Here is a 25,641-nt window from a genome sequence, read left to right as displayed (position 1 = left end):
ACCGACCACAGACCCGCCCGCCGTCACGACACCGCCGGTCGGTGACAAACCCCGTCACGACCCCACCGGTTCGATCGTCAGCTCCGTGAGGCGGGTCGGGTTCGTCACGATGTCGATCGTGGCGATGCGGTCGGCGACGAAGGTGAAGGTCAGTACGCGCTCCAGGCGGTCGTCGACGTAGCGGACCAGGCCCGTGGCGCCGTCGATCAGGGCCGGGCGGGACTCGACGGCCAGGCGGGCGAAGCTCTTCGCGCCGGCGGCCACCCCGCTCGCGCCGATGGTCGTACCGGCCTCGCCGCGGGCCAGGACGTCCGGGTCGAGGACGGCCAGCAGCCCCTCGAAGTCGCCGTCCCGCGCCGCCGCCAGGAAGGCGTCGACCACCGCACGCTGCCGCACCAGGTCGGTCTCCGGCGCGTCCGCGCCCCGCACCCGGCGCCGGCCCCGGCTGGCCAGCTGCCGGGCGGCGCCCGGGGTGCGCCCGAGGACGCCGCCGACCTCGTCGAACGGCACCCCGAACAGGTCGTGAAGCACGAACGCCAGCCGCTCGGCCGGGTTCAGCTGGTCGAGGACGACGAGCAGGGCCGAGCCGACCGAGTCGGCCAGCAGGGCGTCCTGCGCGGGGTCCTGCGCCGGGCCCTGCGCGGCGGCGGCCGCCGGCTCCCAGGTGTCCAGGGGCTGCTCGCCCCGGGTGCGGCGGGAGCGGAGCAGGTCGAGGCAGACCCGGCCGACGACGGTCGTCAGCCAGCCCCCGAGGTTGTCCACCTCGCTCGTGTCGGACCGGCTCAGCCGGAACCAGGTCTCCTGCACGGCGTCCTCGGCCTCCGCGGCCGAGCCCAGCATGCGGAAGGCCACGGCCCGCAGATGCCCCCGGTACGCCTCGAACCGCTCGGCGAGCGCGTCGAGGCCGCCGATGCCGTCGTGGTGCTGGTGCGCGTCGTGCTCGCTCATCGGTGGTGCCGGCCTCTCTGTCGCCGTCCAGGGTCTTCACGACCCTGACGTACGGCGGCCCGGAAGTGTGACGGACCTACTGCCAGTCCCGGCCCGAGCGGCCGCGCTTGGTGTCCGCACGCTGCTTCTTCTCCCGCAGCCGGCGTTCGTTGATGCCGCGCGGGATGCGGGTGGGCCTGCGGGGCTTGGGCGGGGGCGCGCTCGCCTCCGCGAGGAGCGCGGCGAGGCGTACGGCGGCGGACTCGCGGTTGCGCCACTGGGAGCGGTGCTCGGAGGAGCGGACGGTGACGACCCCGTCGACGAGCCGGCCGGCCAGCCGCTGCAACGCCCGCTCCTTCCACACCGGGGGCAGCGCCTCGGTGCGCGCGAGGTCGAAGCGCAGCTCCACCTGCGAGTCACTGGTGTTGACGTGCTGTCCGCCGGGCCCCGACGACCTGGAGAAACGCCACATCAGCTCGGCCTCGGGAAGGGAGACGGAGCCACGGATGAGGTAGGGACCGGACATGCCCACCATGGTCGCGCGGCTGACCCGTCCACGTCACCCGAAATACCCCGGGCGGGGAAACCGGGGACGGGAAGTAAAGAAAGTAAAGAGAGCTGGAACCTTCCCGGGCTCCCCCGGCGTTGACAGGGGTAGCTGTACCTTTTCCGCCGTACCGAACCAAAGGAAGGGACTCCCAAGAATGGCTGTAAGCCTGTCCAAGGGTGGCAACGTCTCGCTCACCAAGGAGGCTCCGGGCCTGACCGCCGTCACCGTGGGCCTCGGCTGGGACGTCCGCACCACCACCGGCACGGACTTCGACCTGGACGCCTCCGCCATCGCGGTCAACGCACAGGGCAAGGTCTACTCGGACGCCCACTTCGTCTTCTTCAACAACAAGCAGACGCCGGACAACACGATCGTCCACACCGGTGACAACACCACCGGCCAGGGCGAGGGCGACGACGAGGCCATCAACGTCAACCTGGCCGGGCTCCCGGCGGACATCGACAAGGTCGTCTTCCCGGTCTCCATCTACGACGCGGAGAACCGCAGCCAGAACTTCGGCCAGGTCCGCAACGCGTACATCCGCATCGTGAACCAGACCGGCGGCGCCGAGATCGCGCGCTACGACCTCTCGGAGGACGCGGCCACCGAGACGGCCATGGTCTTCGGCGAGCTGTACCGCAACGGCGCGGAGTGGAAGTTCCGCGCGGTGGGCCAGGGCTACGCCTCGGGCCTGGTCGGCATCGCCCAGGACTTCGGCGTCAACGTCTGACGGACGCGGCACCACCGAGCGGGGCCCCGGGCCACGGCGCACACCGCCGCGGCGCGGGGCCCCCGCCGTACCGCTGCGAGGCGTCAGGCCTGGGCCGGTTTGCCGTTGCCGTACAGCCAGTCCCGCCAGATCCCGGTGAAGTCCGTGCCCGGGAACTGCTTCTCCACGTACGCGGTGAAGTCGGCGGTGTCGGCGCTGCCGTACCGGTGGGAGGCGGGCCAGCTGCGCAGGAGGGCGAAGAAGCCCTTGTCGCCGACCTTCTGCCGGATCTTCTGCAGGACCATCGCGCCGCGCTCGTAGACGGGGCTGTCGGAGATGTGGGCGGCGCCGGACGGCTTCGCGGGCGGGTAGGCCCAGATCCCGTCGTCGTCGCCGTCGTAGAGGTCGGTGAATATCTTCTGCGCCGAGTCGCCGTCGTGGTCCTCCTGCCACAGCCACTGGGCGTAGGTGGCGAAGCCCTCGTTGAGCCACATGTCCTGCCAGGACTTCGGGGTGACCGAGTCGCCGTACCACTGGTGGGCCAGTTCGTGCACGACCGTGCCGGTGTCCGGGGCGCCGGGGAAGGTCGGCCGGTTCTGTGTCTCCAGGGCGTACCCGGCGTCGCCCTCCCCGGCGACGATCGCGCCGACGGAGGAGAAGGGGAACGGCCCGAAGTTGTCCTCCTCCCATTTGACGATGCCGGGCAGCTGCGCCATCACGTCCGCGCTGTCCTTCGCCTGGTCCGGGGCGACGGCGGTGAGGATCGGCAGCCCGTGCGGGCCGGTGCTGCGGGTGAGAGTGAAGTGGCCGACGGCGACCGTGGCCAGATAGCTCGCCATGGGCTGGGCGGTGTGCCAGTGGTACGACGTCCGGCCGCCCTGGGTGCTCTGGCCCGCCAACTCGCCGTTGGAGACGGCCTGGAGGCCCTTCGGGACGGTGACGGTGATGTCGTAGGACGCCTTGTCTGAGGGGTGGTGGTTGCCGGGAAACCAGGCCATGGAGCCGACGGGCTCGCCGAGGCCGAGAGCGCCGTCGGAGGTGGGCAGCCAGCCCTCCTTGGAGCCGTCGGGGTCGGTGAGGGTCTGCGGGACGCCGGAGTAGCGCACGGTCGTACGGAACGTTTCGCCCGCGTTCAGGTCGGTGTGCGGGCGGACGGTCAGCTCCTGCCCGGACCGGCCGAAGGGGGCCCGCCTGCCCTCGACGGTGACCGAGTCGACGTGCAGTCCGGCGAGGTCGAGGTCGAAGGAGGACAGGTCCTGGAGGGCGCGGGCGGTGATGACCGCCGTACCGGTGAGCCGGCGGCCGGAGGGGGTGTAGTCGAGGGTGAGGGCGTAGTGCTCCACGTGGTAGCCGCCGTTGCCGGCCTGCGGGAAGTACGGGTCGTGCAGGCCCGGGCTGCCCGGAGTGCCGTGCACACCGCCTTCGGCCGCCGTTCCGGTAAGAGCCAGGCTGAAGGTGAGCAGGGCCGCGGCGGCCGGGACGGCCACGGCGAGGCGTACGGAACGGGGCACGACAGCGATCCTATGGGGCACCGGTCTTACTTACGGGGCCCGAAATTAAGGGCCGGGCAGGGACCCGTGACACCATCGGTGCGTGCTCGACATCGGCTACGCCCTCTCCAACAAGTTCCCGGACCCGCCGCAGACCGACTACCGCCGCGCGGACGTCCACGCGCTGCGGCACGACCTGTTCTGCGGTGACGTCTATCTCGCGGACACCGAGTCCGACCGGGAGCTGTCCACAGCCTGGGGATGGGTGCCGGTGCTGGACTTCGCGTGGGCGCTGTGCGACATCGTGGAGCGGCTGGACCGGGACCCGATGGGCTCGCGCGCCGCGCGCCCGCAGCAGGCGGAGCTGGACTTCACCGAGTCCACCGACCGGATGCTGTTCGAGCGCCGCTTCGGCTGGGTGGACATCGAGGCCGACTGGATGCCGGCCGAGGAGGCCCCGCTCAGCTTCGGCCACACCGAACTGCGCCGCGAGGCCCGTGACTTCCTGCACGATCTGATCGCGGACCTCACCGACCTCCACGACGACCTGGCGGAGAACCCGGCGATCTGGACCCTCCAGGCCCGCTTCCCCCGCCTGCCGTGACCGCCCCCATGGTCGTGACGTCCTGGTCCCCGGCGCCGCTCACTCCACTCTGATCCCGAGCTCCGCCGCCAGCACCGGTGCCAGATCCAGCAGTTGACCCGTGCTGATCACCGCCCCGGACAGCCGGTCCAGGCCGCGGGCGATCTCCAGCGGGGCGGCTCCGCGCAGGTCCACGTCCTTCAGCGTCGCGCTGCCGAAGTCGGCCCCCTTCAGCGCGCAGTCGACGAACTCGACCCGCTCCAGGCTCGCCCCCGCGAAGTCCGGCTCGACCAGTACGCAGGACTCGAAGACGACGTCTCTGAGGCGGGCCTCGCGCAGATTGAGATAGTCGATCTTGCCGCCGCGGACCACCACCCGCTCCAGCACGGCGCCGTGCAGCTGGGTGCCGCCGAGGCGCGCGTCGACCACCTCGACGTCCCGGAACGTGGACTCGGCGAGATGCGTGCCGACCCCGCGCAGCCCCGTCAGCACGGAGTCCAGCACTCTGGCCCGGCCCAGCGCCGTACCGTCCACGGCGCAGCCCGCCAGCGCGCAGTCCATGAACCGGGCGCCCGCGCCGTCCTGCCCGCTCAGGTCCGCGTCCTGGAACTCCAGCCCGTCGTAGTCCCCGTCCGGCTCCAGCCCGCCGCCGGACCACGGGGTCAGCGGCGGCAGCCGCAGCTCCGGCCGCCGCGCACCCTTCACCCGCTTCCTGCCCTCACCCGTCGCTCTCCTCACCATGCCCCCATGCTGCACCCCGCCACTGACAATCACCCTGGCCAGGGGAAACGAGGGGAGGGCCGGGGAGAGAACCGGTTCAGTGCCGCCCCGCCACCCGGTCCGCCGCCTTCGCCAGGCGGGAGGACTCCGTGCCGGGGCGGAGGCGTTCGCGCTGGTCGGCGGTGCGGTAGGTGGCGTACATGCCGTGGACGCCCAGCCAGCGGAAGGGCTCCGGCTCCCACTTGCGGACCTTGTGGTTCACCCAGGGCAGGTCGGTGAGGTCCGTGCGGCCGCCCTGTCCGGAGTCCCGCTGGACCAGGTCGCGCAGGGTGCGGGCGGCGAGGTTGGTCGTGGCGACACCGGAGCCGACGTATCCGCCGGCCCAGCCGAGGCCCGTAGAGCGGTCCAGGGTGACCGTGGCGCACCAGTCGCGGGGCACGCCCAGCACGCCTGACCAGGCGTGTTCCACCCGGACCCCGGCCAGGGACGGGAAGAAGCGGGTCAGGATCCCGTGGAGGGCCTCGATCGTCGCCGCCTGTGTGCGGCCGTCGTTGTCGGTGCGCGAACCGAAGCGGTACGGCACGCCGCGGCCGCCCAGCGCGATCCGGCCGTCGGCCGTGCGCTGCGCGTACATGTACGCGTGCGCCATGTCGCCCAGGGTCTCGCGCCCCTCCCAGCCGATCGACGCCCACTGCTCCCCGGTCAGCGGCTCGGTCGCGATCATCGAGGAGTTCATGGGGAGCCAGGTGCGCTTCTGGCCCTTCAACCGCGCCGTGAAACCCTCCGTGCAGCGCAGCACGTAGGGGGCGCGGACCGTGCCGTAGGGGGTGACCGCGTGCTGGGGGCGGATCTCCGTCACCGGGGTCGACTCGTGGACCACCACTCCCAGCGCCTCGACCGTCGCCGCCAGGCCCTTGACCAGTTTCACCGGGTGCAGCCGGGCCCCGTGCGGGGTCCAGGCCGAGCCCACCGCGTCCACGACCCGGATCCGCTCGGCCGTCTCGCGGGCGCCGTACAGCTCCCGGTCCTTCTCGCCGTACGACAGCTCGTGCGCGTGGAAGGCCTTCAGACGCGCCAACTGGGCGGGGGTCGTGGCCACTTCGAGGACTCCGCCGCGGTGGACGTCCGCCTCGATGCCCTCGGCCCCGGCCACCGCGATCACCTCCGCGACCGTGTCGTTCATCGCCTTCTGGAGGCGTACGGCGGCCTCGTGGCCGTGCAGCTTCGCGTACCGGTCGCGGCCCGCGATCCCGTTGTAGAGCCAGCCGCCGTTGCGGCCGGAGGCGCCGTAGCCGCAGAACTTCTGCTCCAGCACCGTGATGCGCAGGAAGGGGGCGGCCTTCTTCAGGTAGTACGCCGTCCACAGGCCCGTGTATCCGCCGCCCACGATCACGACGTCGGCCGTGGCGTCCCCGGGCAGCGGCTCGCGTACGGCCGGGAGACCGTCGTCCGCGTACCAGTAGGAGATCCCGCCGTTGACGACGCCGCCCGCGAAGCCGGGGGCCGCACTGCTTGCCGAGCTGCTCATGGCCCGGACGTTAGCCCCTCGTCCCGGCCAGTGTCTCCTTCGGATTCCATGCTTTTCCGCGCCCTCTGACCAGCGGATAGCAGGCCAGCCCGATCAGCACCGAGACGAAGTGGCCCAGATCGGTGAAGGTCCGCCCCTCGGCCAGCGGCAGCCCGTAGATGACCAGCACCACCAGCAGATACGCGTACCGCCAGGGGGGCGCGATCCGGTACGTGAGCACCGCGATGATCCCGGCCAGCGCGTAACTCACCCCGATGTCCAGGGTGTTGACCGCGCGGTGCGGGGCGATGCCGGCCCGGATCGCGATCAGCAGGGCGCCCTCGCTGGTCAGCGTCGCGAACACGTGCGCCAGCGCGCACACCGAGAGCCAGCGGGCCGTACCGAGCCAGCGCTCCGCGGGTGCGTGGAACACCGTGTAGAGGAAGGCGTACGGAATCCAGTGGCCGCTGTCGATCCAGAACGCGCTCGCCACCAGCACCCGCACCGGGTCGTGCGACAGCTCGTGGATGTTGGTCGAGCGCCGGCGCAGGAAGTGCTGCTCGAACTCGGGCGACATGCGGTGCAGGGCGACGGTCGTGACGAACAGGACCAGCAGCCACACGTAGGTGCCGGGTGCGCTGCAGATCCACGACCGCACCGCCGTCCGTACCACTGTGAGGCCCCGCTTGATTCGCATGAGCCGATTCACGCACGCCGGTATCGTCCCGTCCGTGATCGACATCCCCGACGGCCTGGCCGAGACGCAAGCGAGGTACAACGGCGCGGCGGGGCGGGCCTTCGTCGCCGCCCTGCCCGGGCTGGCGGCGGACTTCCTGGACCGCTGGCGGCTGCGGCTCGACGGGCCCGCCATGAACGGCGTCAGCGCGCTCGTCCTGCCGGTCGTCGGCGCGGACGGCACCCGGGCCGTGCTCAAACTCCAGCTGCCCGACGAGGAGACCGAGGGCGAACCGGTCGCGCTGCGGGTCTGGGACGGCGACGGCGCCGTACGGCTCCTCGACCACGACCCGGCCACCGGCACCATGCTCCTGGAGCGCCTGGCCCCGTCCCGGATGCTCTCCGCGCGGGCCGACACCCGCGCCGCCGTTCTCGTGATCGCCCGGCTGCTGGCCCGGCTGACGTCCTTCCCGGGCCCGCCGGGCATGCGCCGGCTCGGCGACATCGCCGCCGCGATGCTGGAACGGACCCCGTGGGCGCTGGAGCGGATCCCCGACCCCGGGACCCGCCGTACGGTCGCCGACTGCGCGGCCGCCGTACGCGAGGTCGTCGGCGAACCCGGCGACCGGCTGCTGCACTGGGACCTGCACTTCGACAACGTGCTCGGCTCCGACCGCGCCGACTGGCTCGCCATCGATCCCAAGCCGCTGGCCGGCGACCCCGGCTTCGAGCTGTGGCCGGCCCTGTGGAACCGGTTCGACGCGGCCGAGGTCGTCTGGCGCTTCGACGCGATGACCGACGTCCTCGGCCTCGACCGGGAGCGGGCCCGCGCCTGGACGCTGGGCCGGCTGCTGCAGAACGCCCTGTGGGACGTGGCGGACGGCAACCCGGTCGAGGAGGCCCAGTTGGAGATCGCCCGCCGGCTGCTTCCCCGGTCCTGACCGGGGAAACCATGATCAAGGATTTACCGCCCTCTCATTGTTCCCGGTGAACGGCGTGGCTAGTTTTCGTCCGCCCCCCCGCTGTCACATCGGAACGCCAGAAGGGCACTTCCTTGCACACACGGAGACGTCGGGCGGCATCCGCCGCCGCCGTCCTGTCCACCACCGCGCTCATATCCACCGCGCTGTCCACCGGCTGGCTCACGGCCACCGCCTCCGCCGCGCCGTCGGCAGGCGGCGCGGCCCATGCCAAGCACCTGTGCGCCCACCCCACCACGCCGGGCCACGTGGCGTGCCTCGCCGAGGCCCGCACCGACGTCCTCCAGCACCTGACGGTGAGCCCGCACACCACCCCGTCCGGCTACGGGCCCGCGGACCTCCAGAGCGCCTACAACCTGCCGTCCACGAGCGCCGGTTCGGGCCGGACCGTCGCGATCGTCGACGCCATGGACGACCCGAGCGCGGAGTCCGACCTCGCCGCCTACCGCGCCCAGTACGGTCTGCCCGCCTGCACCACCGCCAACGGCTGCTTCCACAAGGTGAACCAGACCGGCGGCACCACGTACCCCGCTGCGGACGCGGGTTGGGCCGGCGAGATCTCCCTCGACCTCGACATGGTCAGCGCCGTCTGCCCGCAGTGCCACATCACGCTCGTCGAGGCCTCCTCCACGAGCACGAGCGACATCGGCATCGCCGAGAACGAGGCCGTCTCCCTCGGCGCCAAGTACGTCTCCAACTCCTTCGGCGGCACCGAGGACCCGAGCGAGACCACCGCCGACGTCCAGTACTTCAACCACCCCGGCGTCGCCATCACGGTCAGCGCGGGCGACAGCGGCTACGGCGTCCAGTACCCGGCCTCCTCCCCCTACGTCACCGCGGTCGGCGGCACCTCGCTCAGCCGCGCGGGCACCACCCGCGGCTGGACCGAGTCGGTGTGGTCCACCAGCAGCACCGAGGGCACCGGATCCGGCTGCTCCGCGGACGAGGCCAAGCCCACCTGGCAGACCGACACCGGCTGCTCGCACCGCACTGTCGCGGACGTCTCCGCGGTCGCCGACCCGGCCACCGGAGTCGCCGTCTACGACACCTACGGCGGCTCCGCCGGCTGGAACGTCTACGGCGGCACCAGCGCCTCCTCGCCGATCATCGCGGCCACCTACGCCCTCGCCGGCACCCCGGCCGCGAACAGCTACCCGTCCACGTACGTCTACGGCCACACGTCGGCCCTGAACGACGTCACCACCGGCAGCGACGGCACCTGCTCCACGAGCTACCTGTGCACCGCGGCCACCGGCTACGACGGCCCGACCGGTCTCGGCACCCCGAACGGCACCGCCGCCTTCGCCTCCGGCGCGACCGGCGTCAACTCCCTCCAGCCCGGCCAGAAGCTCACCTCCGGCCACCGGCTGAGCAGCGCGAACATCACGCTGACCATGGGCAGCGACGGCAACCTGGTCGCGTACCTCAAGACGAACGGCACCAGCGGCAGCGGCCCGGCGATCTGGTCGACCCACACCAGCGGCCACTCCGGCGCCTACGCGGTGATGCAGACCGACGGCAACCTGGTCGTCTACTCCAGCACCGGCACCGCCCTGTGGTCCACCCACACCAACGGCCACTCCGGCGCCTACTTCCTGGTCCAGGACGACGGCAACCTGGTGGTCTACGGCGCCGGCGGCGGCCCGAGCACGGGCGGCTCGCTGTGGGCCGACGGCACGAACGTGCACTCGGCGACGATCGGCTCCGGCCAGCAGCTCAAGGCCGGCTGGTGGGCCCAGGCCAAGTACACCCGCCTGGCGATGCAGCCGGACGGCAACCTCGTGCTGTACCGCAAGCGCGACGGCAAGGCGATCTGGTCCACCGGCACCTCCGGCCACTCCGGCGCCTACGCGTCCATGCAGGCCGACGGCAACCTGGTCGTCTACTCCAGCACCGGCGCCGCCCTGTGGTCCACCCACACCTACGGCCACTCCGGCGCGTACGCGGTGATGCAGAGCGACGGCAACGTCGTCGTCTACACCGCGACGGGCGGCACGGGCAAGGGCGGCGCGCTGTGGGCGAGCAACACCAGGTCGTACGTGCCCTGAGCCGAGTCCGCCCCTCCGTGGGGCCGGCCGGGGTACACGACGCGACCTGTCGCTTCCCACCCGTTCGGGAAAGGCGGGGCGGCCGCGAGGACCACGGGCCGCCCCGCCCTCGCGACGGTCTTCGCCGCCGTCTCCCCCGGCCTCCTCACCCCGGCCATGCCCCGGACCCTCGCCGCACTGGGCACCACCCTCTTCGCCACACCGGCCGCGGCGGCCCCGGACGTCCCGGGCACCGCGCCGCGCTCGCTCCCGAGGACAGATTCGGCCGGGCGCAGGACGATGGAAACCGGACATGCGGAGGCAGAGATGGGCAGAGTCCTCGGTGACGTGCTCGGCTTCGCGGCCGCCGTCGCGGTCAGCCCGCTGCCGATCATCGCGATCATCCTGATACTCGCGACGCCTCGGGGGCGTCTCAACGGGGTCCTCTTCACCGTCGGCTGGATCCTGGGGCTCTCGGCCCTGGGCGCGGTCATGCTCGGGATCGCTTCCCCCGCAGGCGCCTCGGCCCACCATCAGCCGGCCACCTGGGTCGGAGCCCTCAAGCTCGCTCTGGGCCTGTTCCTCGCCCTCTTCGGCGCCCGGCAGTGGCACCGGCGCCCGAAGGACCCCTCCCAAGCCAGACTGCCGAAGTGGATGGGGGCGATCGACCGCCTCACGCCGGTCAAGATCCTCGGACTCGGGCTGGCCCTGGCCGCGCTCAACGCCAAGAACGCCCCGCTGACCATCGCCGCGGGCGCCTCCATCGGCTCGGCCGGGCTGCCGGTCGGGCAGCAGATCGCGGCGCTGGCGATCTTCGCCCTGATCGCCACCCTCGGCCTGCTGGCTCCGCTGGGAGTCTTCCTGCTCGGCGGAGAGCGGGCCAGGACCACGCTCGGCAACTGGAAGGACTGGGCTGCTCAGCACAATGCCGCCGTCATGGCCGTCCTGTTCTTCGTCCTGGGACTGAAGCTGCTCGGCGACGGCATCTCCGTCCTCGCGTCCTGACAGCCGGCAGTTGCCGGGCAGTGCGGCCTGCTGCCCGCGGAACAGGCCCGCCAGTCCTCGCCCTGGGCGGCCCACGCCCCGGGGACGGAGGCGGGCAGGCGCCCCAAGGCGCTGGTCCGGACGCCGGAGCACACCGGCCTCATCCTCGACCACGTCGCGGAGGACCGCCTGTACGCGTTGTGGCACCTGGTCGACTTCTGCGGACTGCGACGGGGTGAGACGTGCGGTGTACGAGGACGATCCCAAGACCGACGCGGGCGCCCGGACCATCGCGCTCGACTCGGACACGGTCCAGGCCGGGTCTTCACCAAGGAGAACGGCGAGATGCTCCATCTCGCCGACGTCACCGGGCGCTTCATGGAGCTGTACGAGGAGATCGGTCTCCCGCCGATGAGATGCTCGGCCACTCCTCGATCGCCATCACGGCCGACACGTACACGAGCCTGCTGCCCGAAGCGGACCTGGTGATCGCCGAGGCCGCGGCGCGGCTCGTACCGCGCCCGCCGAGTGAGAGGCGGCCGGCGGCGGCCGCTCACGCAAACGGCCCCGGACGCGGAGTCCGAGGCCGAAGAAAGCGTCCCGCCTGGGAGAAATCCCAGGTCAGAGCAGGTTTTCCAGAGCCCCCTGTCGGATTCGAACCGACGACCTTCGCTTTACAAGGATGATCACAGGCTTACCCGTCTTTCCTCACCTGTCTTCATCCATCGCCGTTTTCGCAGGTCAACAGCCTGATGAGGCGAGACCGAGGCACGGTCTTTCGAGATCCTTCCCGGGCCTTCTCTGTCCTTCTGTTCCCATCACGTTCCCAGCGGAACGCCTGGGAACGCGTGGTCCGGAGTCGGCTGAGGGGTCTGCGGAGGTCGACGGCCTGTCGCGAATCAGTGAGCACCGCAGAGCTTTTAGGAGGATCGGCGCCCTCGCCCTCTTGACCCGGAGCTGAGCCGTTGTCGCAGGCCGTCCACGTGGTTACACACGCCTCGTATGACGGCTCGGGTCTTGACGCGTGATGCATCTCGCGCGCCCGTGAGGTGAGCGACTGCGGCCTGCTGGTGGCAGAGCGCAGTCGCAACGCCTGGCGGCGACGTTAGTAGGTTACGGCGATGCAGCCGTCGCCACCGTTCTCGCCGTCCCACCCGGCTGGAGCTTGGTAGTCTCCGTATCCTCCATTACCGCCCCGCCCGGGGGCTACACAGGCGGGTACGGTCCAGATGCCTGTGCCGCCCTTGCCCCGTTCGGCATGCCCCTTGGTCACCCCGTCCTGGCCGTTGGTGCCGTTTGCGCCATTCGTTCCGGCAGGTGATACGCCGTTGCAGATATTTTGGTTTGCCTGTCCGCCGGTGCCGCCTGTGCCGCCGGCTCCGCTTTCGAAGTCAATGCCCCGGGTGCCGCGGAGACCGCGGTCACCGCCGGCGGCACGGATGAGGGGTGTGCCGGGATTCGTGGTGGATGTGACGGTGGCGGGGCTGCCAGCATCGCCGTTCTGGCTCGGCAGGAAGCCGTTGTCGCTCTTCCCACCTGCGCCGCCGGACGGTACCGAGAGCGTGTACGTCTCACCGGGAGTGGTGGCGAGTGTGCATTCGACCAAGGAGCCGCCCCCGCCGCCGCCTCCGCCACCGCCACCCTTGTTCGTAAACGCCGTGACAGCAGCGCCTCCGCCGCCTCCTCCGCCGCCACTACCGACGAGCTGGAAGGTCACAGACGTCACGTTCGTCGGCACGGTGAACGTGTACGTCCCAGGGGTCTTGTACGGCGTTTGCTCGGCTGACGCCGAGGTGGCCGTAGCGAACATGGCGGCCGTCACCAAAGCTGCTGCCAGGGAGGCTTGGCCCGCACGACGCGTCACTGATGAGCTGTGCATGAAAGTCATGCTTAGACAGCTATCGGTTTCCCATGAACCGGCGGAACCCCAGTGGGTTCAAACCCCTCGGATGAGCGATCGCTTCTCAGCCGTGCACTGCACTAGGTCTACTGCGTGTTTGATGCCCCTTCGGAATCTCTCGGCGCGGATCTCCTGCCGTCTCCTCCAACTGCTGCACAGCGGCGACCTCGGCGGCCAGTCGTTGTTGCGCGTGCTGGAGCCCTGATTTGTGCCTGGCCAGTGCGCGCCGCGTGTTCGCGAGGGTCGCTGCCTGGCGTTTTGCCAGTTTCGTGAGCCGCTCGATCTGCCGCTTGCGGTGGGCTATTTCTTCGGCCCGGATGACGGTTGCAGGTCGGTGCGGCCCCGTCTTTCGGCCCGTGCCGGGGTTTGTCAGCTGCTCCCGGGCGAAGGTGAGGAACTCGTCGCGGGGTACGTACTTCGCGCGTCCGGCGCCGAGTCCTACCAGGAGCGCGGTCTTCGGGAAGTTGGCGTGGCGCTTGGCCCAGTTGGTCACGGCGGAGCGGTGGACGCCGACGAGGGCTGCTGCTGCGGCGACGTTGACCAGTTCGTCTTCGCGGCCCTTGTATTCGGGTCGGAGCCATTTGAGGGGCAGGGGCTCGCTCATATCGTCTCCCGGAACGCCGTCAGGAGCTGGGCCATGTCGCACCCGTTGCGGATGCCGTCGAACATGAGCTTGGCCAGCGTGTAGCCGGGGTAGATGTCGAGGGCTTCAGCGAAGGCGTGGCTGGCTGTGGCAGTGTCCTCCTGGCGCCAGGCGACCCAGCCGAAGAGGGTGAGGAGCGGTGGCGCTTTGCTGGTGTGGGGCGGTACGCAGCGCCGGGCGAGGTGGCCCCACAGTTGGCGCTCGTAGGGCAGATCGCTCTCCTCGCCGGTGGACAGGGCGGCGTCCCTTGTGTGGGGGTCTTGCAGGCCGAGGATGATGCGGGCGGCGGTCTCGTCCGCGAGCCGGGGGTGGCCGTTGCGGAAGTCGGCCAGGGCTGCGTTGATGATGTGGAGGGTGCTGCGACGGGCGAGGAGCCGTCCCCCGTCCGTGAGGATCTGGTCGCGGTCGCGGTGGGCGGCTGTGTCGAGGGCTTCGCGGTAGCGGGCGGCGTTGGTGTCGGAGGCGGGGCAGTACTCGCTGGCGACGTCGACGGCGTGCTGGAGGTGCGCCATGCGGTGGGCATGGCCCTCGCGGGCTGAGGTGAGGAATTCTCGGGGGTCTTCGCTGTCGATCGTGGCGAGGTGGATGCCGGTTGCCAGTTCGTAGTCGGGGTCGGTGGTGATGGCGTCGCGCAGGGCGAGCCGGGCCGCGATGAGGTCGTCTTGCCGCCAGGCGATGAAGGCGAACAGGGTCAGGATGGGGACGGCTTCCTGTGTGAACGGTTCGGCGCAGTGCCGGGCGAGGTAGGCCCACAGGCGTCGGGCGTGGGGAAGGTCGTCGTCCTGGGCGTGGGTCATGCCGGCTTCCACGGCTGCGTCGTCTTGCAGGCCGACGATGAGCTGTGCGGTCAGAGCGCGGCTGAGCGCGGTTGCTACTCCGCCACGGAACCGTCGCATGACCGTGTCGATCTGGCTGATCGTCGTGGCGAGTGTCGCGTCACGTCCGGCGTTGGTGGTGCACCGCGCGTTGAAGCGGCGAGCAGCGGTGTGGAGGACTTCGAGGAATTCGGGGTCGGCTGCGGCTCGGAATTCCTTGACGATGTCGCGGGTGCGGGGGCCGGGGGTGCGGCCGAGTCGGGTCATCTGTGCGGCGAGGCTGGTGGGGTCGTCGGGAGAGGGCACCGGTTCGCCCTCACAGCATCCGGCGGTTGTGCACTCGTAGGCCCACCACCGGTTGGCGACGAGCCCGATCGTCTGGAGGACGTATGCGCGGTGTTCCATGAACTCGTTCGTGAGCCAGGTGCCGAGGGGGGCGAGGAGCGCGGCGGTGTCCTCGGGGCTCTGGCCGGGGCGCGGTTCGCGGCAGAGATAGATGATGACGCCCTGGCCGAGGTCGTGCCCCTCGTCGTGGGCGTAGGCCAGGAACTGGCGGGCGGCGTTCTCGGCGGTGGCCTGCCACTCGGTGGTGTCTTCGGGAAGGGGGCAGGTCATGGTCGGCCCGTCGTGGAAGTTGGGGCCGGGTGCGTGGAGGGCGATGCTGTCGTCCGGGTAGTGGCCGAGGAGGTACGGCAGGATCTGGGCGAGGTCGGGCAGGCTGGTGACCTGGACGGTGTTGTCGGGTGCGCTCACTTCTGGGTCTCTTCCTTCTGATCCGTGCTGTCGTTGTTGGCGGCCGGCGGCTGTGCGCCGGTGGGCTTCGCCTGGGCGGCGGCCACGTGGCGTGGCTTCTTTGTGAGGGCTGGGAGCAGCCGCCTGTCGAGGAGTTCGCCGAGGTCGGTGACCAGGGCCTTGCTGGTGCGGGTGGCGAGGACGGCATGCCAGGTGCGGCCGGGCTGTAGCCGGGCGTCGTTGGCTGCTTGTGCTTCGGCCTGTTCGATGTCGGTGCCGTCCGGGATCGGCGCGAGGTGGGGGCCTGCGGTGATCCAGGTCTGGATGGCGAGGCCGCCGGGTTGTATGCGAAGGCCGACGCGGTGTCCGTCGGGGTGTGCGTAGGTGGCGGTGCGCTCGGGTGTGTCGGTGTCCTCCTTGCACCAGGGGGGTTGGAGGGTGGGTGCGATCTGGTCGAGCGGCGGCAGATCGATCTCGTCGCGGTGCCGCGCGAAGGCGGGGCGCCGACGGCGGGCGGCGGGAGTCGTTGCCGGTCGGGCGAAGGCGTCGGGTTCTGTCACGCGGCCTCTTTGCTGGGCATGAGCTGGTCGAGGAGTGCGAAGGCGCGGCGGTGGGCGACGATCGTGCGGGCGGTGTCCACGTAGCGGTCGCGTTCCTCGAAGGCTTCTTTGGCCTCGGCACGGGTGGCGGCGTAGTCGTCGCCGGGGGCGAGGGAGTCTGCGCAGCCGATGAGGCAGCGGGGGCCGAGGTCCCAGATGATCGCGTTGACGGCGGCGCACCCGGCGGACAGCGAGTCGACGTCGTTGCCGTACCAGTGGAAGTCGTGGGTACTCAGACCCAGATCGCGCAGTCGCTGGGCGACGGAGCGGAACATGCCCCCGGATCCGATGGCAGGCTCGCGGAAGGCCCTGCCGGGCTGGGCGAAGTCCTTGTCGACGAGCATGTTGGCCATCAGGTCCGTGACGCACGCTGGCGTGTGGTACTCGCCGCGCCACTTCTTGTCGCTCTTGTGGCGCAGGCCGGTCAACAGAGGGCTGAGGACGTCTGCCTCGGAGCGGTGCCCGGGGTCGTCGTGGCCGGTGAGGTCCATCAGGCCGGTGTTGACGGCGGCGCGGGTGACGGCGTGGACGGCGCGGAGCTGCTGGGTGTCGGGGTCGGGGTTCCAGGCCCAGTCGTGCAGGCGTATCGCGCGGTTGATCAGGTCGGGGCGCTTGATCCAGTGGCCGAGGTAGATCTCCTTGAACAGCCGCGGGAGTTCGTCAGGCTGGAGGTTGAGAATCCAGTCAGCCAGACCGGGCACGTTGCGGACCAGGCTGAGCGCGCCGACGGTGCCCAGGGGGACGTCGATACTGCTGCCGCCGAAGCTCTGGTACCAGGCGTCGAGGACGTTCTCCGCGATCTTGCGGGCGTGGTCCTGCGGATCGCGTGGCGCGTGGTAGCGGCGGGCGGTGATTTTGGAGCGGGTGTGTGCGTTGGCCTTGGACTTGGGCGGGGGCTTCTTCGCCCACGAGGGTGCGGGCCGTGCGGCGGGCGTGGGGGCGGCTCGGGGCAAGAAGTCGTCGGACATGGGTGCTGATTCCTTTCTGTGGGCGCGCATGGGGCCGCCCCGGTGCGCGGGTGGAGCGGCCGGGGCGGCAGGTGTGGTGCTGTGGGTGAGGCGGCTCAGCCCCCTGGCGGGGCGTCGATGTGGGAGGCGATTGCGCGTAGCTCCACGGAGCGGGCGGCGTCGGGATGCCCTGCCTGGCGCAGGCCGCTGATCAGGAACATCAGGGCGAACTCGTCCACGCTCATGTCGGGGTTCAGTGCCTCGAAGCTCGCGTCGAGGAGTTCGTCAGGGCGGTGGGCGTACGTGATGCGCAGGACGGCCTCGATGTCCTTGAGCGTGGCGGTGGTCTGCTCGGGGGTGAGGGTGAGGAGCTGGGCCCAGGTGCTGAGGGTGTCGTCGTCTACCGGGATCTTCACGTGCGGTTGGCCTTTCGGGATCGGCCGTCCTGGGGCCCGCCCGCGGGCGGGCCCCAGGCGTGCTGGTGGTCAGGAGGTGAAGGGGTTGTTCCGGTAGTCGGGGTGGACGGCGGCCCACAGCCTGTGGGGCATGGGTTCGGTGATGACGCCCCATCCGGCGAAGCGCATGACGGCGAGGTAGCCGAGCTGGCCGCCGGCGAAGCCGCGGCGGTCGTCGCACTCCGGGTCGGGCGCGACGAAGACCCAGCCGGGCAGCTCGCTGCTTCCGGGCAGTACCTGGAAGCCGGGGCGCAGTTCGTGTGTGCCGTCAGTGACGATCGGCGGCAGGCCGGCGGCCTGGAGGATGCGGATGGCCTGTTGCACGTGCGCGTGGTCGTGGTGTTCGGGCAGAGTGCCGACGCCCTCGCGGATGGCGAGGCGCGGGGCCTTGGTGCCCTGGCTGGCGTGGTGGATGTCCATGAGGAGCAGGGCGTCCTCGATGCGGCCCGCGAAGCGCATGGCGAGGTTGGCGACGACGGCGACGGCGTGGCGATCGCTGCCTGTGAGGTTCAGGTATTGCTCGGGGGTCAGGTGGGCGAAGTTGTTGGCGCGTATGACGGCGTGGGAGCGGGAGGCAGCGCGCAGAGCAAGGGCGACGTGCTCGGGGTCGACGCCGATGTGATCGGCGAGGATCTGGATTCCTCGGGGGTAGGGCATTTTGTGTTCTCCAAGAAGGGCGCTTGCGCGTATGGGTGCGCCCCCGGCCGGTGGGCCGGGGGCGCGGGTGTGGTTCAGGGGGTGGTGGTCAGCGGCGTCGGCCGCCGCATCCGGCGTGGCCGCAGCCGCCGCAGAAGCCGCCTCGGTTGCATTCGCACGGGCAGCCGCTCATTTCCCATTCCCCTTTCCGTTCGGGCATTCCCCGAATTCCCTACTTATATCTTAATGGCAAATACCCTAAAAGCAAGGTGCATCCTTTTGAATTCGCATTCATTTTCCGCAATTCGAATTCCTTAATTCGCTGCTGCGGGGATGAGGTCGGGCCAGCGCACGGCTTCCAGGGCGCGCCGGTGGGTGTCCGGTACCGGGACGGTGGGGTATCCGAGCCAGTCCAGGCCCATCGCGGCGAGGATGGTGGCGTCGGCCTGGTCGTAGCGGCCCGGCCCTTCGCACTCGATGCCGTACCGCTCGACGGCCACCGAGCGCACCATTCCCTTCGCGACCCGGGACCGGTCCTTGCGCGGCCAGTCCTGCGCGGGGTTCGCCCGGCCGGTCGCGTAGATCGTGCGGCCGTGCGGTGTCACGACGGCGTATGGGATGCGGTTGCGCCACAGGTACTGGGTGACCAGCCACCACAGGCCGGCCAGCTCGTGGTGCCCGGCCTGCCCGCCCTGGGCGTAGGCGGCGCCCTCGACCACCACCAGGTCCGCGCCGTCCTTCACGTTGAGCGCGATGGCCGCCAGCAGCCAGTCCAGGCGCTCGTGGCTGCGGCGGCGTCCGGGCCGGTAGGCGTACGCCCAGTTCGTACCGGCGACGCCGGTCGAGGTCAGCGACAGATCGAGGCCGACAACCCGCGGCTGCCACTCCCCCTTCCCCTGGACGCTCGGCAGGGTGACGGGGGCCTCGGGGGCGGCGTCCCGTTCGAGTCGGGTGGTCACCACGGCGTCTCCGTCGCGGCGGCGAGGTGCTGGGTGATGAGCCGGTCGGCCACGCGCGTCGCGGACGTCTTCGTCGGCGCGGTCCACTGGCCGAAGTAGCTCTCCGCCGGGCCCCACAGGTACCAGCCGGTGTCGGGGTAGCCGTCCCGGGTGTCGCGTTTGCGGTGGGCCAGTTCCCACCAGCCGTTGCGCCAGCGCCACAGGCGGCGCGGATCGGTGTCGGCCAGCCATCCCGCGCGCTCGACGAGGTTCTGGAAGCGGGCCAGGTCGACGCGCATCAGGGCGTTGTCGTGCACGGCGTCCTGCGCGGGCTGGGGCAGGGACCGGGCCCGCCCGTCGCGCATCTCCTCGGATCGGGCCCGGTGCTGCTCGGCGCGTCGGCGCGCCGACCGCCAGGACAGGCGGTAGCGGTTGGCCTCGGTCGCGGCGGCGTCCAGCTGGCTGCGTGCCCGGTCGCGCTGGAGGGCGACGCGGCGCAGGACGCCTGCGGCGCCGGGGGCGGCGTGTTCTTCGAGCCACTGGGCGGTGGCTTCTATCTCGGTTCCAACGGTGTGGTTCATTGCGGTCCTCCTGGCGGCCGCCGCCCCGGCGCGTACCGGGGCGGCGGCCTGGTCTGCGCGGTTACGGGCGGGGTGTCTTGGAGGTCTTCTGGATGCAGTTGCCCTCGGCCGGGAGGACCGCACGGCCTGCGACGAGGTCCTGGAAGCGCACGCCCGGCCGGAACTTCACCACCCGGTAGGCGTTGACCTGCATCTTGGCCCCGGTCATCGGGTTGCGTGCGTCGCGGGCCCGGCGGTACCGGGGCACGAGGGAGCCGAAGCCGGTAACCGCGACGGGGTCGCCGGCGACGACGGCGCGCACGATGACGTCGAGAACGGTCTCGACAGCTTCGGCCGGGGTGAGGCGGCGGCCGCTCTTGTCGGCGACGGCCTTGATGAGCTGGGCCTTGTTCACTGGCTTCCCTTTCGAATCGTGCTCAGGAGCAGGCAGTTGGGGCTTGCGGCCGGGCCGGGGAGTCCTGGCGCGCCACGCGGCGGGGAGGGCGTCGAGGCCGAGGCCCGGATCCGTGTCGGCGTCGTCGGCTGCGGGTGCAACCTGTCTCCCACTCGGAAACTCGTAGACATTACTCAAAGCATGTCACCTATCTTGAGGGTGAGTTCAGTCGGAGACGGGCAGGAGGGGCACGGCGACGTTGAGTACGACCGACAGCGGCAGAGCGGCGCCGGAGGGGTCGGCGGAGATGGCCGTCGGCTCGTGTCCCGGCTTGGGACGGGAGAGGAGGCGCCACACCTTCCCCCACCGGTCCGCGTACTCGCCCCCCACCTCGTAGATCACGCTGCCGTGCAGAAACCGCTGGCGGCGCAGGGACGCAGCCCAGCCGGACAGCGGGTACCCGTCCGATGCTTGGCTCTCGCGCATGTGCACGCCGATGAAGTCCGGGCCGGAGGTGACGAGGAATGCCGCTGCCCCGGTGGCGGGCCAGATCTCGACGTCCTCGCCCGCGGCCTCCCACAGCGCCAGATCCTTGGAGACGACCTGCACGGTGCGCGGCTTGGCCGGCCGCGGGCGTGCCGCCTCGCGCACGATGGCCCGCCAGGGCAGCTCGGGTGTGTAGGTGGCGACGGGCACCGTGAACTGTGCCGGGCCCTCGGCGAAGTGCAGCAGCGGACGGCCGGTCTCGATGATGAGTTCCACGCGGACGTGGTCGGAGGTGTCCAGCCAGGCGCGCAGGGCGATGACCTCCTCGTAGTCGAGGGGCGCCGTCCAGTGCGCGGTGTTCTCAACCGGTGTGCGGGCGACGGCGAGCGTGTTCGCGCTCACGGCTACGGCGTGGAGCCGGCCGCTCGTGCAGTCCAGTACGGCCATGTCCACGTCGTCGTCGGCACGGGCCCTGAGGTGGTGCGGGGTGACCTTGTCGAGGATGGCGGACAGGGCATCCGCCTTGATGCTGAACATCTCTTCTCCTTCACGGGTGTTGATGAGGTGATTGCTGAGGGGAGGCTTTCTCGCGTTCACGCCGGGCGGCCTGGTCGAGCCGCACGGCTTCCTTGCACAGGGAGCAGACGGGTTCGCCGCGCCGTCTGTGGGCGCGGGCGCCCGCGGGCGTGCCGTGTGTGATGGGCCGGGCGCCTTCGGTGAGTTCGCCGGGATGAGCGGTCTCGCAGGTGGCGCGGATCTCGCCGTTTAGCCACAGGCGTCCGCCGCAGATGCCGTCGAAGAGGGAGGCGCGGGGTTTGACGAGGCTGATGCACGCGGACCTGAACGGGCACACCCGGCAGACCTTGAGCAGGTCCTGGATGCCCGGCGCCCTGAGTGATTCCTCGGAGGCGTCGTTGGGGGTGAACCGCGTGTCCCCGGCGCATGGTGCCTCACCGGCCCACCCGGTACCGCTCATCAGGTACTTCACCCAGGCCCTAGGTGATCGGCGGCAGCGGCAGCGGCAGCAGGCGCACGAGGGTGGTGACGGAGCTGCCGTAAGGGTGGGCGTAACCGCCGGGGACCGGCCGGAGGTGGCGTTCGGCCAAGACCGGTATCGCGAAGATCTGGGCCACCCAGCGGGTCAGGGCGTAGTCGCCCTCACGTGTCCATCTGGGCCGGGTGCACCTGCCGATCACGCCGGCAGCGCCTTCGATCACCTCGATGACACGGCCTCCGGCATGGCGGCGGTCCACGACGACGGCGCCGGCCTCCGGGTGGGTGGCACGCACAAGCTGGGCGATGCGTGCCACGCGGTCGGACGGAGGCAGCTCGATGAGCCAGCCGTTGCCCTCGCTGGCGGCGTTGCGGCGGACGGTGGCCCAGGCCGGGGAGTCGTAGGGCTCCAGGGAGGTTTGGACGTCGGCCTCGATCTCCACGGCGAGTTCGGCGAGCGCGTGTTCCTCGTCTCCGGACTCCCACAGCCAGGGCAGGCCGCCGAGCGGGCTGCCCTGCTCGCCGAGCACGCCGCGCAGGCCCACGTCCCGCGTCTCGCCCTGGTAGGCGAACTCGATGTATGCGGCTTGGGGGCAGACGCGTCGGACCTTCGCTGTGATGTGGTCGAGCACGGCCAGGCAGTGCGCCTTGCGAATGCGGCGCAGTTCGGCGAACAGGTCCTCGCGACGCCGTGCGAGGTCGTCCAGCTGATTGGGTATACCAGGGGTCATTGCGGTGGCTCTCCTTCTTCGCGTGGGAGGGGTCAGGCCAGGACGGGCATGAGACGTTCGCCGATGTGGCGGGCGACGCTCACCGTCACGGCGTTGCCGGCCTGCATGGTCTGGGCGGCCTTGGAACCGACGACCTCGAAGGTGCCGGGGAATCGCTGTGCCGCGAGCTGCTCCTGCGGCTGGAGCATGCGGAAGTAGCAGTCCTCGATGGCGGGCGCGGTGCGCACCAGGGCCGCCGAGTCGTGGGTGGACAGGGTGTGCAGCGGCTCGGCGACGGTCTTCACCCGGCTGCCCTTGCGGTACGGAATGACCAGCGTGTTGCGGGCCCGGTCGCGGCCGACGCCGTCGGGCACCACCAGTCCGTGATGGCGGGCCCCGGCCAGCGTGCTCAGCGGGTTGTCCACCGGCGCGGCGTCGCAGTTGTTGCGGAACTCCACGATGAACGGGTCCGCGTCGACCGTGACCAGCGCCTCGCTCTCCCGGGTCATGCGGGTACGCATTGGAGCGCCGACATGGGTCGGGGTGTCGTTCCACGAGCCGCCGACCGGGACCAGGAGGCCTTCCCCGAGCTTGGCCGTGCGCGTGGGCAGGGGCCGCTCGAACGGCACGAACGCGCGGTCGGTGCCGTCCTTGCCGTGGGTGACCGTGATCAGGCTCGGATCGAAGGGGTACTTCACCAGTCCGGCTTCGATCCGCCGCATGGTGTTCGGCACCAGTGGCCGGGCGCGGTCGCCGATGCGCTGCCCGATGTTGTCCCAGAGGATGATGTCGGAGGCGGGGCGGACGTAGGGCTCGACCAGGGCGCGGCCGCACCGGGTGCTGGGGCACCGGTAGTCGTACTGCTGGCCGTACTTGCCCACGCGGATCTTCGGGTTGCGCCAGCTCTGCCGGGCCCTGACGTCCTTGCCGCACTCGAAGCAGTACGCCAGCGGGCGCGGGGCGAGGTCCGGGCGGCGTATCCCCTTCAGCGTGCAGACGACATAAATCCTGTCGCGCCACTGCGGCGCGTACGGGTTGGTCTCGGAGCCGACGTGCGCCGACGACATCGAGGCGATCTGGACTTCGTAGCCCAGCTTCTTCACGCAGCGCATGAACTCGGGGAACAGGATCCAGTCGGTCACGAACTCGACCACGTTCTCGATGACCACGCAGGGGAACCGCTTGGCCTCCATGGCGCGCAGCACGCACCAGGCGGTCACCCGGGTCATCTCAAAAGCTTCCGGCGGTAGTTCGCGCCACTGTTCCTCCTCCTCGAAGAGGGCCTCCTGCGCAGGGTCGGGGCGTTTCCTCCCGCCGGCCGGGCTGAGTTCCCAGCAGATGACGCTGGCCCACAGCACCAGGGCCTTGGGCAGCCAGCGCATGGGGTAGTTCTGGATGTCGGCGCATCGCGCCGTGGCCTTGGGGAAGTTGAGCTCGAAGGTGTCGATGGCGGTCTGCCAGTGGTTGATGCCGAGGACCGGGTCGAACCCGGCTTCTTGCAGGCCGAGGGTGTCTCCGCCTGCTCCGCAGAGCAGATGGATGGATCTGGTCAAGGTCGGAGATCTCCAGGAGGCGGGGCCGCCCGGCCCGGTGGCCGGAGCCGGGCGGCCCGTGGTCAGGACTTCTTCGGGGCGCGCGGTGCGCGGTGGTGGCTGCTGTCCTCGATGCCGAGGGCGATGAACGCCCCCAGGCCGAGCAGGAGAAGGAGCAGCAGCCAGATCACCGGCCGCGCTCCTTACCGGGCATCGCGCCAGCCGTTGGCGTACGAGCCGACCTCTTCAGCGAGAGGTTCGAGCGACATGTCGCCGGACGGCTCGCCCTCACCGGTCGTGGTGTCGTAGATGACCTTGGCCGTGCCGTGCGTGTTGTCGATGTGCTGGGCCTTCCAGCCGCCGATCTCGCTGCGGTCGTCGTGCCAGGGCAGCGAGTAGCGGCCTGCGATGGCGATGTACTGCTCGCCGTCGTCGGTGAGCGGGACGGTGATGTTCAGCTCGTTGCCGGGCCAGTCCACGCCGACGTCCGTGCAGTGCTCTTCGAGAGCTTCGATGACGTCGGCGTACAGGGCGCGGGCCTTCGCCTCGTCAGCCCGGCGCAGCAGCTGGACTGCGCTGAGGTAGCGAAGGGGGGCGCCCTGCGTGCTGTGGCCGGTGCCGGGTGTGTGGCTGCCGCAGACGACGGACAGGGGGCGGCCCGTGCGCGGGAGGTCGAGTTCGATCTCCTCGCTGTTGCCGCACAGCAGGCAGCTGAGGGTGAAGGTGCGGACCATGCGGTGCGGGCGCACGAGGGTGGCCGTAGTGAGGTGCAGGGGCTCGGCCCGTCCTGGCACGGGCAGCGCGAGGACGCTCAGTTCGTGGGAGATGAACGTCTGCTTGATGATGCCCTTGACGGCAATCGGTGTGTGCGGGGCGTCGGGGAAGGTGAACACGTCGCCGGAGGCGAGTTCGTGAGCTGGGACAGTTTCGTTGAAGGCGACGGTGACGACGATGCTCTTGTCGCTGGCTTTCATGACGTGGGCCGTTTTCCTTCGCGTGCCGGGGGTGGGTGAGTGCTCGTCAGGGGCCGTTCGGGGCCCATCTGGGGTGGCCCTCTCGCGGGAGGCGCCCAGGTGGCGCGGCCGGTCAGTCATGGATGCGGTTGACGCGGACGGCGGCCAGGTAGCCGTCCTTCTCGAAGGCAGCGAGCGGGTAGCCGTCGCCTTCGGGCCGCTCCCAGATGCGCTGGTAGCCCTCGGCGGCGGTCAGGTACTGGCACGACTCGAAGTAGCGGGCGACGGCCACGCCCGGTGCCTCGGCGCTTCCGCCCCGGTTGGCATTCAGGCCGTACGGGGTGCAGTACGTCGCTGACGTGGCCAGCCGGACGGCGGGCTTGGGGGCGTCCAGGGCGTCGATACGCGCGAACAGCGGAACGAGACCGGCCCGGTGGTGGCTCTGCGGGCCGCCCGGCGCGGAGTCGTACAGGGCCGTGTGCCGCTCGGGGTTGTCGATGTCCCGGCGCAGCACGCGCCAGCCGTTCACCTGCCCCGAGTCGCGGGGCAGTCCGTGCTCGGTGGTGATGATCAGTTCGGTGCCATCACCGAGGTCGGCGCGGATGAGGGGCTTGTCGGCGGTGTCGACGTCGGTGGTCCAGCCGAGGTAGCGCAGTGGCGTGATGACGTGCCAGTAGCTGCGCAGGAGCTGGGTGCGGAGCGGGTCGTGCTGATGGATGTGGTCGGGCAGTGCCGCGGGGATGTTCATGTGGGTCTCCAAGGGGTGTTACGCGCAGGACACCCGAGCCGGGCGTCCTTTTTCAAACATTGACACCTATCTCTAGGTGTGCGTCAGTCCGTATCGGGCACTCCGCGCCAGGCGTGGGCCTGCACCAGCCACATACGGCCGTCGCGCGTGACGACGTAGCCGACGGGGCGGTCCCGGCGCCGCAGGACGAAGGCAGCCCCCTGCTGGCCGGAGCTGATCGAGTGCGTCAGCTGGTACACGCCGACTCCGGCGCATGCGGCGGAGCAGAACGCCTGCCTGTCGACGACGGGTTCGGCGTGCGGGCCGTGGATGACCTCGGCCACGACGATGTAGGGCACGCCCGCCGGGTCGCGCTCTTCGGTTTCTGTCACGGAATCTCCAAGAAGGCCAGGTTCGAAGGGGTTTCGAACTTACTATCAATATCCTATTCGCATACACCGGGGCGTCA

The 25,641-nt window shown here is 70.6% G+C and carries 28 protein-coding genes; 5 read left to right on the top strand and 23 right to left on the bottom strand.

What is annotated here, in order from left to right:
* Positions 1-54 precede the first annotated feature (54 nt).
* Positions 55-948, bottom strand: coding sequence for a sigma-70 family RNA polymerase sigma factor (locus BIV25_RS13505; protein WP_071372523.1), 894 nt, complete (start codon positions 946-948; stop codon positions 55-57).
* Between the two features lie 76 nt (positions 949-1,024).
* The gene (gene arfB, locus BIV25_RS13500; protein WP_071372522.1) at positions 1,025-1,462 is read right to left on the bottom strand and encodes an alternative ribosome rescue aminoacyl-tRNA hydrolase ArfB; all 438 of its coding nucleotides are present in this window, start codon (positions 1,460-1,462) and stop codon (positions 1,025-1,027) included.
* A 169-nt stretch (positions 1,463-1,631) separates the two neighbouring features.
* Here arfB and BIV25_RS13495 point away from each other — a divergent pair, with 169 nt between their 5' ends.
* Entirely contained in the window at positions 1,632-2,207 is a 576-nt protein-coding gene (locus BIV25_RS13495) for a TerD family protein (protein WP_071372521.1), read from the top strand.
* 83 nt (positions 2,208-2,290) lie between these two features.
* On the opposite strand, the gene BIV25_RS13490 is transcribed toward BIV25_RS13495, so the two are convergent.
* The gene (locus BIV25_RS13490) at positions 2,291-3,697 is read right to left on the bottom strand and encodes a M1 family metallopeptidase (protein ID WP_177235259.1); all 1,407 of its coding nucleotides are present in this window, start codon (positions 3,695-3,697) and stop codon (positions 2,291-2,293) included.
* A gap of 82 nt (positions 3,698-3,779) precedes the next feature.
* Here BIV25_RS13490 and BIV25_RS13485 point away from each other — a divergent pair, with 82 nt between their 5' ends.
* The gene (locus tag BIV25_RS13485; RefSeq protein WP_071372520.1) at positions 3,780-4,280 is read left to right on the top strand and encodes a hypothetical protein; all 501 of its coding nucleotides are present in this window, start codon (positions 3,780-3,782) and stop codon (positions 4,278-4,280) included.
* Between the two features lie 39 nt (positions 4,281-4,319).
* Here BIV25_RS13485 and BIV25_RS13480 read toward each other — a convergent pair whose 3' ends face one another.
* The 3 genes from BIV25_RS13480 to BIV25_RS13470 form a co-directional block, all read right to left on the bottom strand.
* Positions 4,320-5,000 carry a pentapeptide repeat-containing protein gene (locus BIV25_RS13480; RefSeq protein WP_256255792.1) on the bottom strand — a complete coding sequence of 227 codons (681 nt, stop codon included), beginning with the start codon at positions 4,998-5,000 and terminating at the stop codon, positions 4,320-4,322.
* Between the two features lie 76 nt (positions 5,001-5,076).
* Positions 5,077-6,507 (bottom strand): FAD-binding oxidoreductase, encoded by a 1,431-nt coding sequence (locus BIV25_RS13475; protein WP_071372518.1) that lies wholly within the window; start codon positions 6,505-6,507, stop codon positions 5,077-5,079.
* 10 nt (positions 6,508-6,517) lie between these two features.
* Positions 6,518-7,183: a rhomboid-like protein gene (locus BIV25_RS13470; RefSeq protein WP_177235258.1), complete on the bottom strand. Its 666-nt coding sequence runs from the start codon at positions 7,181-7,183 to the stop codon at positions 6,518-6,520.
* On the opposite strand from BIV25_RS13470, the gene BIV25_RS13465 reads away from it, so the two are divergent.
* The 3 genes from BIV25_RS13465 to BIV25_RS13455 all read left to right on the top strand — a co-directional run bounded on the left by BIV25_RS13465 (position 7,182) and on the right by BIV25_RS13455 (position 11,173).
* Entirely contained in the window at positions 7,182-8,102 is a 921-nt protein-coding gene (locus BIV25_RS13465; protein ID WP_071372636.1) for an aminoglycoside phosphotransferase family protein, read from the top strand. The genes BIV25_RS13470 and BIV25_RS13465 overlap by 2 nt on opposite strands.
* Positions 8,103-8,215: 113 nt before the next feature.
* Positions 8,216-10,189 (top strand): hypothetical protein, encoded by a 1,974-nt coding sequence (locus BIV25_RS52670; RefSeq protein WP_071372517.1) that lies wholly within the window; start codon positions 8,216-8,218, stop codon positions 10,187-10,189.
* Between the two features lie 306 nt (positions 10,190-10,495).
* Complete coding sequence (locus BIV25_RS13455; RefSeq protein WP_071372516.1) at positions 10,496-11,173, top strand: GAP family protein; 678 nt, start codon at positions 10,496-10,498, stop codon at positions 11,171-11,173.
* 1,084 nt (positions 11,174-12,257) lie between these two features.
* Here the strand turns inward: BIV25_RS13455 and BIV25_RS50325 are convergent.
* The 17 genes from BIV25_RS50325 to BIV25_RS13380 all read right to left on the bottom strand — a co-directional run bounded on the left by BIV25_RS50325 (position 12,258) and on the right by BIV25_RS13380 (position 25,564).
* Positions 12,258-13,040 carry a hypothetical protein gene (locus BIV25_RS50325; protein ID WP_177235257.1) on the bottom strand — a complete coding sequence of 261 codons (783 nt, stop codon included), beginning with the start codon at positions 13,038-13,040 and terminating at the stop codon, positions 12,258-12,260.
* A gap of 76 nt (positions 13,041-13,116) precedes the next feature.
* Positions 13,117-13,656, bottom strand: a complete 540-nt coding sequence (locus BIV25_RS50320) for a hypothetical protein (RefSeq protein ID WP_143076628.1) — start codon at positions 13,654-13,656, stop codon at positions 13,117-13,119.
* A complete protein-coding gene (locus tag BIV25_RS13450) occupies positions 13,653-15,263 on the bottom strand; it encodes a DUF4192 family protein (protein ID WP_071372515.1) in 1,611 nt (536 codons plus the stop codon). Before BIV25_RS13450 ends, BIV25_RS50320 begins: the two co-directional genes overlap by 4 nt.
* Entirely contained in the window at positions 15,260-15,802 is a 543-nt protein-coding gene (locus BIV25_RS50980) for a hypothetical protein (RefSeq protein WP_071372514.1), read from the bottom strand. The genes BIV25_RS13450 and BIV25_RS50980 overlap by 4 nt, the downstream gene beginning before the upstream one ends.
* Positions 15,799-16,809: an N-6 DNA methylase gene (locus BIV25_RS13440; RefSeq protein WP_071372513.1), complete on the bottom strand. Its 1,011-nt coding sequence runs from the start codon at positions 16,807-16,809 to the stop codon at positions 15,799-15,801. The genes BIV25_RS50980 and BIV25_RS13440 overlap by 4 nt, the downstream gene beginning before the upstream one ends.
* 95 nt (positions 16,810-16,904) lie before the next feature.
* On the bottom strand, positions 16,905-17,204 hold the full coding sequence (locus BIV25_RS13435; protein WP_071372512.1) for a hypothetical protein: 300 nt from the start codon (positions 17,202-17,204) through the stop codon (positions 16,905-16,907).
* A gap of 69 nt (positions 17,205-17,273) precedes the next feature.
* Positions 17,274-17,900, bottom strand: coding sequence for a hypothetical protein (locus tag BIV25_RS13430; RefSeq protein WP_071372511.1), 627 nt, complete (start codon positions 17,898-17,900; stop codon positions 17,274-17,276).
* Between the two features lie 293 nt (positions 17,901-18,193).
* The gene (locus BIV25_RS13425) at positions 18,194-18,841 is read right to left on the bottom strand and encodes a hypothetical protein (RefSeq protein WP_256255791.1); all 648 of its coding nucleotides are present in this window, start codon (positions 18,839-18,841) and stop codon (positions 18,194-18,196) included.
* Positions 18,835-19,398 (bottom strand): hypothetical protein, encoded by a 564-nt coding sequence (locus BIV25_RS13420; protein WP_071372510.1) that lies wholly within the window; start codon positions 19,396-19,398, stop codon positions 18,835-18,837. Before BIV25_RS13420 ends, BIV25_RS13425 begins: the two co-directional genes overlap by 7 nt.
* Positions 19,399-19,459: 61 nt before the next feature.
* The gene (locus BIV25_RS13415) at positions 19,460-19,792 is read right to left on the bottom strand and encodes an HU family DNA-binding protein (RefSeq protein WP_071372509.1); all 333 of its coding nucleotides are present in this window, start codon (positions 19,790-19,792) and stop codon (positions 19,460-19,462) included.
* A 204-nt stretch (positions 19,793-19,996) separates the two neighbouring features.
* Positions 19,997-20,794, bottom strand: coding sequence for a hypothetical protein (locus tag BIV25_RS13410; RefSeq protein WP_071372508.1), 798 nt, complete (start codon positions 20,792-20,794; stop codon positions 19,997-19,999).
* A gap of 10 nt (positions 20,795-20,804) precedes the next feature.
* Positions 20,805-21,233, bottom strand: a complete 429-nt coding sequence (locus tag BIV25_RS13405; protein WP_071372507.1) for a hypothetical protein — start codon at positions 21,231-21,233, stop codon at positions 20,805-20,807.
* 19 nt (positions 21,234-21,252) lie between these two features.
* Complete coding sequence (locus BIV25_RS13400; protein ID WP_071372506.1) at positions 21,253-21,981, bottom strand: hypothetical protein; 729 nt, start codon at positions 21,979-21,981, stop codon at positions 21,253-21,255.
* Between the two features lie 32 nt (positions 21,982-22,013).
* A complete protein-coding gene (locus BIV25_RS13395; RefSeq protein ID WP_071372505.1) occupies positions 22,014-23,513 on the bottom strand; it encodes a DNA cytosine methyltransferase in 1,500 nt (499 codons plus the stop codon).
* Between the two features lie 182 nt (positions 23,514-23,695).
* Positions 23,696-24,466: a hypothetical protein gene (locus tag BIV25_RS13390; RefSeq protein ID WP_071372504.1), complete on the bottom strand. Its 771-nt coding sequence runs from the start codon at positions 24,464-24,466 to the stop codon at positions 23,696-23,698.
* A gap of 112 nt (positions 24,467-24,578) precedes the next feature.
* The gene (locus BIV25_RS13385) at positions 24,579-25,193 is read right to left on the bottom strand and encodes a hypothetical protein (protein ID WP_071372503.1); all 615 of its coding nucleotides are present in this window, start codon (positions 25,191-25,193) and stop codon (positions 24,579-24,581) included.
* Between the two features lie 83 nt (positions 25,194-25,276).
* The gene (locus BIV25_RS13380; RefSeq protein ID WP_071372502.1) at positions 25,277-25,564 is read right to left on the bottom strand and encodes a hypothetical protein; all 288 of its coding nucleotides are present in this window, start codon (positions 25,562-25,564) and stop codon (positions 25,277-25,279) included.
* Positions 25,565-25,641: the final 77 nt, after the last annotated feature.

It is taken from the genome of Streptomyces sp. MUSC 14 (genome assembly GCF_001866675.1).
GTDB lineage: Bacteria > Actinomycetota > Actinomycetes > Streptomycetales > Streptomycetaceae > Streptomyces.
This window is presented reverse-complemented; position numbering and strand designations above follow the sequence as displayed.

Coding starts and splice junctions, on each gene's coding strand:
- BIV25_RS13505 (WP_071372523.1), bottom strand. CDS start 948: ATGAGCGAGCACGACGCGCACCAGCACCACGACGGCATCGGCGGCCTC.
- arfB (WP_071372522.1), bottom strand. CDS start 1,462: ATGGTGGGCATGTCCGGTCCCTACCTCATCCGTGGCTCCGTCTCCCTT.
- BIV25_RS13495 (WP_071372521.1), top strand. CDS start 1,632: ATGGCTGTAAGCCTGTCCAAGGGTGGCAACGTCTCGCTCACCAAGGAG.
- BIV25_RS13480 (WP_256255792.1), bottom strand. CDS start 5,000: ATGGTGAGGAGAGCGACGGGTGAGGGCAGGAAGCGGGTGAAGGGTGCG.
- BIV25_RS13475 (WP_071372518.1), bottom strand. CDS start 6,507: ATGAGCAGCTCGGCAAGCAGTGCGGCCCCCGGCTTCGCGGGCGGCGTC.
- BIV25_RS13465 (WP_071372636.1), top strand. CDS start 7,182: ATGAGCCGATTCACGCACGCCGGTATCGTCCCGTCCGTGATCGACATC.
- BIV25_RS13470 (WP_177235258.1), bottom strand. CDS start 7,183: ATGCGAATCAAGCGGGGCCTCACAGTGGTACGGACGGCGGTGCGGTCG.
- BIV25_RS13455 (WP_071372516.1), top strand. CDS start 10,496: ATGGGCAGAGTCCTCGGTGACGTGCTCGGCTTCGCGGCCGCCGTCGCG.
- BIV25_RS50325 (WP_177235257.1), bottom strand. CDS start 13,040: ATGACTTTCATGCACAGCTCATCAGTGACGCGTCGTGCGGGCCAAGCC.
- BIV25_RS50320 (WP_143076628.1), bottom strand. CDS start 13,656: ATGAGCGAGCCCCTGCCCCTCAAATGGCTCCGACCCGAATACAAGGGC.
- BIV25_RS13440 (WP_071372513.1), bottom strand. CDS start 16,809: ATGTCCGACGACTTCTTGCCCCGAGCCGCCCCCACGCCCGCCGCACGG.
- BIV25_RS13430 (WP_071372511.1), bottom strand. CDS start 17,900: ATGCCCTACCCCCGAGGAATCCAGATCCTCGCCGATCACATCGGCGTC.
- BIV25_RS13420 (WP_071372510.1), bottom strand. CDS start 19,398: ATGAACCACACCGTTGGAACCGAGATAGAAGCCACCGCCCAGTGGCTC.
- BIV25_RS13410 (WP_071372508.1), bottom strand. CDS start 20,794: ATGTTCAGCATCAAGGCGGATGCCCTGTCCGCCATCCTCGACAAGGTC.
- BIV25_RS13405 (WP_071372507.1), bottom strand. CDS start 21,233: ATGAGCGGTACCGGGTGGGCCGGTGAGGCACCATGCGCCGGGGACACG.
- BIV25_RS13400 (WP_071372506.1), bottom strand. CDS start 21,981: ATGACCCCTGGTATACCCAATCAGCTGGACGACCTCGCACGGCGTCGC.
- BIV25_RS13390 (WP_071372504.1), bottom strand. CDS start 24,466: ATGAAAGCCAGCGACAAGAGCATCGTCGTCACCGTCGCCTTCAACGAA.
- BIV25_RS13385 (WP_071372503.1), bottom strand. CDS start 25,193: ATGAACATCCCCGCGGCACTGCCCGACCACATCCATCAGCACGACCCG.